Here is an 11,309-nt window from a genome sequence, read left to right as displayed (position 1 = left end):
GCCATGACGACAACATGAAGCGCCTCACCTTATCCAACAGCCGCCTGGGATTGTATACCGAGTGCCCCCGCTGCTTCTGGCTGGAGATCAACGCCGGGATTAAGCGCCCCGAGACTATCTTCCCGAGCCTCCCTGGTGGGCTAGACCTGCAGTTCAAGCGATACTTTGATCAGTTCAGGGATCGTAGCGAGCTGCCTCCTGAAGTGAAAGGAAAGCTCCCGGGTCGACTGCTATCCGACACGCAGACGATCGACCGATGGCGTGACTGGAGACGTGGGATCCGCTATACGCCGGCCTGGGCTGACGTTGAAGTGATGGGGGCGTTGGACGAGTGCCTTGTGGATGAGGCCGACTTCTACTACCCGCTGGACTACAAGACCCGGGGGTATGCCCCGAAAGCCGACACCCATGCATTCTATCAGAATCAGATGAACCTCTACACACTGCTGCTGGAAGGTAACGGCCACAAGACCAAGCGTCTCGCGTATCTGATCTACTATCATCCGATCGAGGTGAAAGCGCACGGTCTCATTCAGTTCCAGGTCGACGTCCACGAGGTGCCGACCGACCCTGCGGCCGCCGAATCGCTCGTCAAGGACGCCGTGGCGATTCTTCACGGCCCTGCCCCGGTCAGTTCATTCTCATGTGGATTTTGCCGATGGAACAGCGCAGTCCAGGAGTGGGAATCCACCCCACGACTCAACATTTGAGGTATTTTAGGCTTCTGTATGAACAGAGCGTTAAGGAGAAAGAGGGAGGGGACGATGGCAAAGTTATTGATCACAGCGACCCACGGGTACGATAACTCAACGCGGGCGGCGATGCCGTTCTTTGTGGCGAAGGGGGCGAAGGAATCGGGGATCGATGTCGGCATTGTGTTGGCGCTCGATGCCACGGTCCTGATCAAGCCGGAGTTGCGGCAGCATGTAAAACCGTACGGGCTGCCGCCACTCGAAGAGTTATTTCAGTTCGCCGTAGATCACCAGATCCCGGTCTATCTCTGAGGGGGGTGAGCCCAGACCCGGGGGGTCTTGGACGAAGACCTCAAGCGTGTACCAGGCGTCGAGAAGATCGACATCAAACGATACGCCCAACTGCTCATGGAGTATGATCGATCGGTTACTTACTAAGGAGCTTGTTAGCGATTAGCCGTCAGTTCTATCCAAGGCCGAAGGCGGAAGAGCTTTTAGACTACTTCAGTCTTCGGTCTTCAGCCTCAATACCTGGCAGACGGCTGACCCCTGATCGCTTTTCCAGAGGGAGACAACAGTATGCGCGCGATTCGCATGCATGAGTATGGCGGCCCTGAAGTGCTTCGTTACGAAGAGGTGTCGCTTCCCGAACCCGGTGTGGGCGAAGCGCGGGTCAAGGTTGAGGCAGTGGGGGTCAACTATATCGATATCTATCAGCGAAAGGGCCAGTACCCTGACCCGCTGCCGGTGATCCCCGGCCGAGAGGCGGCCGGCGTGGTGGATGCCGTCGGCCCCGGCGTGTCGGACCTTATACCGGGAACTCGCGTCGTCTACGCCATGCATGTCGGCTCCTACGCGGAGTATGCGGTAGTCCCGGCGCGGAGACTGGTGCCGATCCCGGACGCAATTGATGTGCGACTTGCGGCGGCGGCGATGTTACAGGGGCTGACCGCACACTATCTGACCTGCAGTACCTATCCGCTGCAGCCGGGCGACAGGGCGCTGATTCATGCGGCCGCGGGTGGTGTTGGCCTGCTCCTGATCCAGATGGCCAAGCGGCGGGGAGCCTGGGTCATCGGAACCGTCTCGACCGAGCAGAAGGCAGATTTGGCGAGACAGGCCGGCGCCGATGAGGTAATCCTCTACACGCAGACTGACTTCGAAACGGAAACCAGGCGCCTGACCGATAGCCAAGGCGTCAACGTAGTCTACGACTCGGTCGGGCAGACCACCTTCGATAAGAGTCTGAACTGCCTCATGCCTCGCGGTTACCTCGTGCTGTACGGCCAGTCCAGCGGGCCGGTGCCGCCGCTGAACCCCCAGGTGCTCAGCGCCAAAGGGTCCCTGTATCTGACCCGTCCCAACCTGATGCACTATACGCTCGATCGAGCGGAACTGCTGAAGCGGGCATCGGATCTGTTCGACTGGATCAGCGCCGGGACCCTCACCGTGCGGATTGATACGACTTTGCCGCTTGCCGAGGCGGCACTCGCCCATCGCAACCTTGAAGCGCGTAAGACCACAGGGAAGGTCGTACTGATCCCCTGATGCGCGGTCTTCGACTCGGTTGCCCTTACTCGTGTTGCTGACCGGATCGGTATCTTGCGGCCGAGTAAACAGCGCACAGGCGTTACCGCTCCACCAGATCAGACTGCCGCCAGGGTTTGAGATCGGCATCTACGCGAATCATGTCCCCAACGCCCGTTCAATGGCCCTCGGCCCAAACGGCGCGATGCTGGTTTCGGACGATGAGGTAGATGTGATTTATCAAATTAGCTACAGAAAATAACCTTGTTAATATTTTAGCAAGAAAGGCTTTAAGACGTAGTATGGGTTACACATTTTGCGCGACAAGAAAGAAAATTCGTGGTAAAGATGATAGGCTTTTTTGACGAATAGAGAGAGTGAGACATTAGGAGAGGCGCGAGGATAAGCAATCGAGAACATCGGCTTTGACTAAGGGAAGGAGGGAAAGGGTGGGACACAGGGCCAGGAAATTCTTGCCGTGGATGGGTGCATTGGCTGTCGTTGTGACAATTACAGGTTTAATGGGCGCGTCGAGCGTTATGGCGGCCGATCCGCAATCGACCGATGAAGGCGCTGTTCGACAGATGGAAGGCGCAGTGTCGCTGGAGAAGGAGCAGATTGAGGAGTACGACCCCTGGGAGCCGTATAATGAAAAGATGTTCAGCTTCAATCACGATAAGGTTGATCGGTATGTCCTGAAACCTGTAGCGACTGTGTGGGATTATCTGCCGGACCCTGTGCAGGAGCACCTCGGTAACGCTTTTGATAACGTCGCCATGCCTCGTCGCGTAGTCAACAACCTGCTGCAGGCGAAATTTAAGGGGGCCGGTACCGAACTGGCTCGCTTCGGCATCAACACAACGGTCGGCGTCGTCGGCTTCTTCGATGTCGCCAAGAAGTGGGGACTTGAACAGAGCGATGCGGACACCGGCCAAACGCTGGGTAAATGGGGGATAGGTCCCGGTCCCTATTTCATCTTCCCCTTCTTACCCCCGCTGACGGTCCGTGATGCCTTTGGTCTTGTGGGGGACGTGGCGATGGACCCGATCAATTATTTTGCTCCATTAGCCGCATCGTTCGGGAGGAGAGGCGGAGACGTCGTCAATGCCCGGTCGCAGAACCTGGAATTGTACGAGAGTGTTGAAGAGTCGACCGTTGACTTGTACAGTGCGGTACGAAATGCTTATCTGCAGCGGAGACAGAAGGCCATCGAGAAGTAATCGTATATTCTTCGCCGTACGCCTTGTGACGCGAAGCGGCTGTCAATACCCTGACTCTCCCGGACCGTGTGGGGTGAACGAAATCGTTGATGCGTTCCCGAATACCTGCCTGTCGACAGGTAGGTAGCGGGAAGCTGCTGCTTCTGCGGCTCTCGGAGCGACCATTCTGGCTCTGTCGGGTGGAAGTCTTCGGAAACTTCCTTACAAGCTCAGTCAGTTTCCGCATGCCTTCCTGGTAGAGATTCTGTGGGTCCTCGCTCCTCCGGTGAAGCCTATGCTGAGCTTTGAGAAGTATCCGTTCCGCCTCCTACCTGCTTATGCCTGTACTGGAGGATCTATGCAACAACTGTAAGAGCCTCTCTTTTTAGGACTCCCTCCTCGACCTCCGACAGACACGGGTCGCACCTCCCGCCCTATTTGCATTGACTGCCATGCAGTTTTCTCGTTGAACAGCGAGAAAAATTTACCCTCCTCGCACGCAATTTCAACGCCCGGAGATCGAACCGCCCCGAGTACGACACGGTCAACCATGTGTCGTGCGAGCGCTTTTCACGGCATCGTATGCCAGCGCTCAACATGGCACGATAGTTGCCCTTGATATGAGTATGACACGCGCCTCCCTTCCTACAGTCGGATTCGATTTCGAAGGCCATGAGTGGACAGATGTTATCCTTTGATCGATCGTCGATTCGCCTGAGCTACGCCCTGGTACTTGCGGTGGGGTTGATCGGTGTCTGGGTAGCGTGGGGACTGATTGCCGGCCATCTACTGCAAAGCAGGCTGATGATCTATGCCGACGGGGCGGATGAGCCGATGGCAATCTTCCGGGGCGCTTCCTACGTGCTTAGCGAAGAGCGTCCCCTGAGTGCCTACCCTCCTCTCTTGATCGATGCGGTGCTGCTCATGGAAGATCGCCGCTTCTATCAACATCATGGGGTAGACCTGCGCGCGGTCATAAGGGCCGCATGGGCGAACGCGCAGCACGGGTCTATCGTCCAGGGGGGTAGCACCTTGACCCAGCAACTCGCCCGGTCGCGGTACCTCACCCATGAACGCTCGTTCTCGCGAAAGATTAAAGAATCCGTCCTCGCCCTCGGCCTGGAAACAACCCTGTCGAAGCCAGAAATTCTTGAGCGATACCTCAATGATGTCTATCTCGGCCAACGCGGGGCTTACGAGGTGCGTGGAATTACGGCCGCCTCGCGCCATTACCTGGGCAAAGAACCTGATGCCCTTCACCCGGCTGAGGTGGCCTTGTTAGTCGGCCTGATCCGGTCGCCCAACACGGCTTCTCCCCTCGTTTCGTTGCGGCGTGCCCGCGAGCGCCGGGACCTGGTCCTTCGCCGCCTGCTGGAGGAGCGGAAGCTGAGCGACGCGGACTATCGCCGCGCCCTGAAGGAACCAGTCCGAGTCGTACGGGACTCGACTGTGGAAGCGACGCATTTCCTGGATTTCGTTCGGAAAGAACTTGAAGCCAAGCTTTCAGGCGCCTCGAAGGGCAAGACGCTGAAGGTCTTTACCACCCTTGATATAGCGACGCAACAGGCGGCTCATCAGGCCGTTGTACAAGGGCTATCGAAGCTTGACGGTCGGCGAAAGAGGACGCCAGGAAATGCCGTGGAGGGCGCACTGGTAGCGCTGGACGTAGAAGCGGGGGCCATCAAAGCGATGGTGGGAGGGAGGGACTATTACCGCAGCCAGTTTAACCGCGCCGTCCAGGCTAAACGACAGCCAGGCTCGCTCTTCAAGCCATTCATCTATCTGGCGGCTTTTGAAGCGGGACACGTCGATGGGCGCGAAGCGCTTACGCCTGCGACTATCGTGGAAGATCGTCCGCTTGCGCCAGATGTGGAGAATGGGCGATGGAGGCCGAGGAACTTCAACGATCGTTACTACGGCAAAGTTCGGCTACGCGAGGCGCTTGAGCGATCCCTCAACGCTGCCACTATCACAATTGGCGAGCAAGTCGGATTGGGTCGTGTGATCGATCAAGCGAAGGCTTCCGGCATCGAAAGTCGGCTTCGACCTGACCCGGCAACGCTCCTGGGCGCCTCCGAGGTCAGCGTACTGGAGATCACTGCGGCGTACGGTACGCTTGCCAGGGGAGGGACGTGGATCAAACCTTACACGATCAAAAAGGTGGAGGATGGACAAGGACATGTGCTGTTTGAAGGGGGACGAGAGGCGCGGCGAGCAGTCTCGTCTCAGGCAGCTTTTTTGGTAACGTCGATCCTGCAGGGCACCATCGAACGGGGCACTGCTGCCTCGGCTCGCGCCCTCGGGCTCACCAGGAACGCGGCCGGCAAGACCGGGACAAGCAACGACCTGCGGGATGCCTGGTTTGTCGGCTACACGCCAGACTTGGTCGCTGGCGTATGGGTAGGTGTCGATTCCGGGGCGTCACTTCAGTTGACAGGGGCTCAGGCTGCGCTGCCGATCTGGACGCAGTTTATTAAGCAAGCGTCTGTTCACCATCCGTCTCGAAGCTTTGAGCCTCCGCCAGGGATCGTCACAGCCAAGATCGATCCTTCGTCCGGCCTCCGCCTGACCCCCGGCTGTTCAGGCGGCGTAGACGAGGTTTTCATCCAAGGGACGGAACCGAGGGCAACCTGCTCCCAAGATACGTTCGCTCTCTGGCATTGGATTCGTCACGTTTTTTCTCGCTAACGACAATACTGTTCACGTAGGCTCCCCCAACTGTTCACCCTGGGCTTATCGAAGGGTCATCGTGGCTCGACAGGCTCACCACGAGCGGTTGAAGTGAACAGTATTGTTGTGAGGTCTCGTGAACCGTGGCCCACCCCAATTGGGGTAGGCCACGCCCCAAAACGGGTGAGCGGAATGGTGTGGCCCTTCCTTCATCGCCTAGCTCTGGTAGGTATGGTTCGTAACTCATGAGATTTATTGAGGAGAATAATTTGTGGGCGAATTCGAGTCTTGGCACCGTTCCTGCAAAGTGTAACAGTCAAATTCTTCTGATGATGAGATATCAAAACGAGGAAGGAGGTGATTTGAAGCGATGATGAAGAAACTCGGTATCGTAGTGATGGCCGGCCTGTTCAGCGTCTCCGTGGCTGGTCTCAGCTTTGCTGACGAAAAGACGAAGCCAGCGGCTCCCGCCGCGCCTGCAGCGGCCGGTGCTCCAGCCAACCCTTGTGATGGTAGCAAGGACAAGAAGCCCGCGAAGAAGGCGGCCAAGAAGAAGGCTGCGGCTCCTAAGGAGGATGCCAAGCCGGCTGCACCAGCCAAGGCTCCTGAATCAGAGAAGAAGTAACTCCTCTTCTTCTGACGATATGACGTCAAAACTGGAAAGGAGGTGATTTGAAGCGATGATGAAGAAACTCGGTATCGTAGTGATGGCCGGCCTGTTCAGCGTCTCCGTGGCTGGTCTCAGCTTTGCTGACGAAATGAAGAAGCATGATGCCGCGCCTGCTGCTGAGAAGGCGGCTCCGGCTGCTGCTGCTGAGAAGGAAGTGAAGCCGAAGAAGGCTGCCAAGAAGGCTAAGAAGGCGGCCCCGAAGGCGGAGACCGCGCCGGCCGCTGAGAAGGCCCCGGCTGCTGCGCCTGAAAAGAAGTAGCGTTTAGTTATTCTTCGGGCTTTAACGCGAGCCAAAAAGCACCCCGCATTTTGCGGGGTGCTTTTTATTTTCTTGACACTGTGGGTGAGCGTGGGATTAGATAGACCTTGTCCCGCCAAAGTCGGGTGGGGCTGGGTCCGCCGATAGCGGAAACAGGGAAAACGGTGAAGCCTTGTACTCGGAGTGTAGAGGGCCAAGCCGTTGCTGCCCCGCAACTGTAAGCGGCGTTGAAATCTGCTGAACGCCACTGGTGAAAGACCAGGGTTAGGGCGCTTATCCTATCCCTCGTCTTTTCACTGGGAAGGCGCAGAGAGTAAGATAAGCCGCGAGCCAGGAGACCTGCCCAGCCCCGAGGTGCTGATAACCTTCCGAGGGGAAGGGCGGCCTTGTCGCGTACCGGGTTGATCGCGGCGCAGGTTTAACGTTCGGTTTGGGAATGAGAACCCCAATCCTCCTCGGAGGATTGGGGTTTTTTAATTGCGGAGGAGATGTGGGTCGGATCTTTGCTTTGGTAGGGATGGATAGAGTGCCTGAAGGGGGGTGAGAGAAGCCTATACGATCAGGTAACTGTTCGGACGAATTGAACGCCCCTGGATGTAAGGGAAGCTGGTGTGCCGGCCGCTTGCTGCGGCAGGGCAAAGCCAGCACGGTCCCGCCACTGTGAGTGGGGAGTCGCTCTGCATAACGCCACTGTCCTGAGCTTGCCGAAGGATGGGAAGGCGCAGGGTCGGCAACGATCCACGAGTCAGGAGACCTGTCCAGGGGGAGGACAAGAACGCACCACCTTCGCGGATAAGGGGGCGAACGATGAAATGCTGGAGTAGTCTGATCAAGGGGTGGTTGTGGGTGACAGTTCTGTGGGCTTGTGGACTGGGAAGCGCGTCGGGGCAGATGCTCGGACTCACTCCTGAAGAAGCAGTAGAGCTTGGGCCGGTGGTAGTGACGGCGACCAAAACCGAAGTTCCAGTAAAACAGGTTGCTGCATCGGTGACGGTCATTACGAAAAAGGAGATCGAGGCGCGTCAGGTCGATCAGGTATCGGACCTTCTCCGGGATGTCCCGGGCTTGAGCGTCAGGCAACAGAGTAGCCGCGGCAGCATTGTGACTGCGTTTCCAAGAGGCGGCAACTCCAATTTTAATCTGGTGCTGATTGACGGAGTGAAGGTCAACGACGCCGGCGGCTTCTACGATTTCGGCGACCTGAGTACCGACAACATCGAGCGGATCGAGATCGTCCGGGGGCCCCACAGCGCGTTGTACGGCTCCGATGCCATGGGGTCGGTGATTCAGATATTTACGAAGAGAGGAAAGGGGACCCCGCGTGTCGAAGCCTCGTTTGCGGGTGGAAATCTAAAAACCTTTGAGGAGAAATTGAATCTCAGTGGAGGAGCCGGGCAACTTGACTACTTGCTGGGGCTGGGCCGAAGCGACACCGATGGGAGCCTCCCCATCAACAACCACTTCGGCGTCACGACTGTAAGCGGCCGCGTGGGCTTTGCTCTTGAGAAAGCGCTGGATCTGGGTCTTGCCGTCCGTTACAGCGACAGCCACCTCAATTTTCCCACTGAGTTCGAAGGTGATCGGCCACGGGTCCTTCCACGGGATACGCGCAGGCTTGATCCGAACCAATCCAGCGATCAGCAGCGATTGGTTCTCAGCGCGAAAGGCGATCACTCGCTCACCTCCTGGTGGCAGCAGACGGTACAGATCGGCTTCTACCGCCATCAGTCGGTCTTCGACGATCCGTTCGATCCGTTCGATCCCCGCACTGGACAGCCCCTTGATTTCTCCGCCTTCCACAGTACCAATGAGGAGCGCCGCGTCTCCGCAGACTACTTCTGGAATCTTACGACTCCGACCGTTCTCGATCTATCCGGTCTATTCACCGTCGGCTTCGCGTTCGAGCGGGAGTGGTTTGAACAGCGGGCCGCGGCTACAGAGACCGATTTTCCCTCTTTAAGCGCGAACGACGCCCGCCGGGATAATAAGGCCGGCTATCTCCAGGGTCAGTTTGATTGGAAAAAACGGCTGTTCCTAACGGCGGGATTCCGGGTCGATGGAAACAGCACATTCGGGACTGAGGTGACTCCCCGTGTATCGGCGGCGTATCTTATCCCTTTTATAGAGACAAAGCTTAGAGCCGCTTATGGCAAAGGGATCAAGGAGCCGAGCTTCATTGAGAACTTTGGCGACGGGAGTCAGTTTGTCGTCGGTAATCGCAATTTGAGACCGGAACGTACCAGGAGTTGGGAGATTGGCCTTGACCAGCCGGTACTCCATGGGCTGGCCGATTTCTCAGCGACCTACTTTCACAACCATTTTGATGATTTGATCGCCTTTATTTTTAGTCCCACGCCTGGCTGCCCGGCCAGCTTTTGTAATGTTCAGAACGCGCGGGCGGAGGGGGTTGAGCTGGCCACGACAGTACGCCCAGGATTCGGCTTGACGATCGGTGGCACCTACACCTTTCTGGATACCAAAGTGCTCGACGATGGTGGGATCGGGTCCGTCGCCTTGCTGAAGGGCCAGCCGCTGCTCCGTCGCCCCAGACACGCCGGGACGCTCACCATCGACCATGTGTGGCGTCGTCTGCATACGAGCTTGACGGCAACGTTCGTCGGTGATCGGCCGGATATCTTTACCGATCCGGCCACCTTCGAAACTCGACGGGTGACTGCAGAGGGCTATAAGACCGTGGATCTTGCGGCCTCGTATACCTTGTTGAAGGATGCCCGCCATCTGCGGGAACTTACACTGTTCGGAAAGATTCAGAACCTCTTCGATAACGACTTCCAGCAAGTGTATGGCTTTTCGACCCCTGGGATTACGGCCCTGTTTGGTCTCAAGGGTACACTATGAGACGCCGGTTGATCCTGCTGTTCGGGATCGTGCTGTTGTTGTGGGGACCTGCCGAAGCGGCTCCACTCACTGTTGTCGATGATGCCGGGCGGTCCGTCACGCTGGATGGGCCGCCCAAGCGGATTATGACCTTGACGCCGGGCAATACGGAGATCCTATTCGCCCTGGGTGCCGAGGACCGAATCGTAACCGTGGACCAATGGAGCGACGTTCCGCCTGCCGCAAAAGCTAAACCTCGAGTTGCTCCTTTTAATCTTAGTGTGGAGCAGATCGTGCGCTTCAGTCCGGATCTGATTCTTTCGACCTACGGAAGCGCCGAGCCGCTTCTGCCGCTCGAACGGCAGGGGATCAGGGTGATGATCTTCGCGCCACGGACGCTCGACGACATCTACCGAAATATTCTCCTGATGGGGCGGATCGTGGACGCCGAGGCGCGAGCCGAAAGCCTGGTTCGCGCCATGCGGCAGCGTGTAACGGCGGTCGTGGCGAAGGTGGGAGACGCTCCCAAGCCCAAGGTCTTTATCGAGTTTGATGGCAGCGACCCGGGTCGCCCTTTTACAGCCGGTCCAGGCTCCTTTATCGATGTCCTCATTGGCCTCGCGGGTGGGGTCAACGTCGCCGCGCACTCGCGAACGACTTGGCCTCAGTTCAGTCTGGAGGAACTGATCAGTGCCGATCCCGACCTGATCATCCTGAGCGATGCCCTCGCTCCCTTGCATCCTCAAACGCCGGAACTGGTGGCTCAACGTCCCGGTTGGAGCGGCTTGAGGGCGGTGCGCCGTGGAACGATCGTTGCGATCGATGCGAACGTGATCAGTCGTCCTGGGCCCAGGATCGTTGAGGGCCTCGAGCTGTTGGCCAGACTGCTGCACCCGGATCGATTTCGATGATGACCGATTTTTTTCGCTCCCGACCACCCGCCCTTCGTACCTACATCATCCTCTCCGTGGTCCTTTTCCTGGCGCTGTTCATCGGTGTTACGCAGGGCGCCGTCGCGTTATCGCCCCTGACCATCCTCAAGATCCTTCTTCGGTCAGCCGGTATTCCACTCGGCCCGGTGACCTGGCAGGCAGCGGACGAGACGATCCTGCTGGAGCTTCGGCTGCCCAGAGTCCTGGGAGGGGCACTGGTAGGCGCAGCCTTGGCGACTGCCGGCGTCCTGTTCCAGGGATTACTTCGCAACCCGCTCGCCGACCCGTATATCATTGGCACGTCGGCCGGCGCAGGCTTCGCGGCGACGATGGCCATACTTGTCCTGCCCCCGGCCTCCATGCTCGGCTTTGGATCGGTGGCGTTCTCAGCCTTTGTCGGCGGCCTGCTGGCGGTACTCCTGGTCTACCGGCTTGCACGGGTGGATGGGCACAGCTCGCCGGTGACCCTGCTGCTCGCCGGTGTCATTGTCAATGCTGTCCTCGGCTATCTGGGCTCATTGA

General features: G+C 58.0%; 10 protein-coding genes and 2 riboswitches. All 10 genes read left to right on the top strand.

The features are described from left to right. The first annotated feature begins 14 nt into the window (after positions 1-14). Positions 15-710 carry a PD-(D/E)XK nuclease family protein gene (locus tag PHV01_RS08710; protein ID WP_337290766.1) on the top strand — a complete coding sequence of 232 codons (696 nt, stop codon included), beginning with the start codon at positions 15-17 and terminating at the stop codon, positions 708-710. 54 nt (positions 711-764) lie between these two features. Continuing rightward, on the top strand, positions 765-1,004 hold the full coding sequence (locus PHV01_RS08705) for a DsrE family protein (protein WP_337290765.1): 240 nt from the start codon (positions 765-767) through the stop codon (positions 1,002-1,004). 267 nt (positions 1,005-1,271) lie between these two features. Next, positions 1,272-2,240 carry a quinone oxidoreductase gene (locus tag PHV01_RS08700; RefSeq protein WP_337290764.1) on the top strand — a complete coding sequence of 323 codons (969 nt, stop codon included), beginning with the start codon at positions 1,272-1,274 and terminating at the stop codon, positions 2,238-2,240. A gap of 428 nt (positions 2,241-2,668) precedes the next feature. Then, the gene (locus tag PHV01_RS08695; protein ID WP_337290763.1) at positions 2,669-3,439 is read left to right on the top strand and encodes a VacJ family lipoprotein; all 771 of its coding nucleotides are present in this window, start codon (positions 2,669-2,671) and stop codon (positions 3,437-3,439) included. A 663-nt stretch (positions 3,440-4,102) separates the two neighbouring features. Continuing rightward, the gene (locus PHV01_RS08690) at positions 4,103-6,106 is read left to right on the top strand and encodes a PBP1A family penicillin-binding protein (protein ID WP_337290762.1); all 2,004 of its coding nucleotides are present in this window, start codon (positions 4,103-4,105) and stop codon (positions 6,104-6,106) included. Between the two features lie 352 nt (positions 6,107-6,458). Further along, the gene (locus PHV01_RS08685; protein ID WP_337290761.1) at positions 6,459-6,713 is read left to right on the top strand and encodes a histone; all 255 of its coding nucleotides are present in this window, start codon (positions 6,459-6,461) and stop codon (positions 6,711-6,713) included. A 55-nt stretch (positions 6,714-6,768) separates the two neighbouring features. Further along, entirely contained in the window at positions 6,769-7,017 is a 249-nt protein-coding gene (locus PHV01_RS08680) for a histone (protein ID WP_337290760.1), read from the top strand. A 116-nt stretch (positions 7,018-7,133) separates the two neighbouring features. After that, positions 7,134-7,379, top strand: a riboswitch (cobalamin riboswitch). Positions 7,380-7,592: 213 nt separating this feature from the next. Beyond that, positions 7,593-7,794: riboswitch (cobalamin riboswitch) on the top strand. Between the two features lie 30 nt (positions 7,795-7,824). Next, entirely contained in the window at positions 7,825-9,876 is a 2,052-nt protein-coding gene (locus tag PHV01_RS08675) for a TonB-dependent receptor (RefSeq protein WP_337290759.1), read from the top strand. Further along, the gene (locus PHV01_RS08670) at positions 9,873-10,766 is read left to right on the top strand and encodes an ABC transporter substrate-binding protein (protein WP_337290758.1); all 894 of its coding nucleotides are present in this window, start codon (positions 9,873-9,875) and stop codon (positions 10,764-10,766) included. The genes PHV01_RS08675 and PHV01_RS08670 overlap by 4 nt, the downstream gene beginning before the upstream one ends. Further along, on the top strand, positions 10,763-11,309 hold a 547-nt coding region (locus PHV01_RS08665; protein WP_337290757.1), incomplete at its 3' end, for an iron chelate uptake ABC transporter family permease subunit. The genes PHV01_RS08670 and PHV01_RS08665, both read left to right, overlap by 4 nt.

It is taken from the genome of Candidatus Methylomirabilis sp. (assembly GCF_028716865.1).
Classification (GTDB): Bacteria; Methylomirabilota; Methylomirabilia; order Methylomirabilales; family Methylomirabilaceae; genus Methylomirabilis.
The sequence above is the reverse complement of the archived record's forward strand: the minus strand, read 5'-3'. Positions and strand labels throughout refer to the sequence as shown.

What these genes read in the sequence shown, in the direction of transcription:
- PHV01_RS08690 (WP_337290762.1), top strand. Translation starts at nt 4,103, where the DNA reads ATGTTATCCTTTGATCGATCGTCGATTCGCCTGAGCTACGCCCTGGTA.
- PHV01_RS08675 (WP_337290759.1), top strand. Translation starts at nt 7,825, where the DNA reads ATGAAATGCTGGAGTAGTCTGATCAAGGGGTGGTTGTGGGTGACAGTT.
- PHV01_RS08710 (WP_337290766.1), top strand. Translation starts at nt 15, where the DNA reads ATGAAGCGCCTCACCTTATCCAACAGCCGCCTGGGATTGTATACCGAG.
- PHV01_RS08705 (WP_337290765.1), top strand. Translation starts at nt 765, where the DNA reads ATGGCAAAGTTATTGATCACAGCGACCCACGGGTACGATAACTCAACG.
- PHV01_RS08685 (WP_337290761.1), top strand. Translation starts at nt 6,459, where the DNA reads ATGATGAAGAAACTCGGTATCGTAGTGATGGCCGGCCTGTTCAGCGTC.
- PHV01_RS08700 (WP_337290764.1), top strand. Translation starts at nt 1,272, where the DNA reads ATGCGCGCGATTCGCATGCATGAGTATGGCGGCCCTGAAGTGCTTCGT.
- PHV01_RS08680 (WP_337290760.1), top strand. Translation starts at nt 6,769, where the DNA reads ATGATGAAGAAACTCGGTATCGTAGTGATGGCCGGCCTGTTCAGCGTC.
- PHV01_RS08670 (WP_337290758.1), top strand. Translation starts at nt 9,873, where the DNA reads ATGAGACGCCGGTTGATCCTGCTGTTCGGGATCGTGCTGTTGTTGTGG.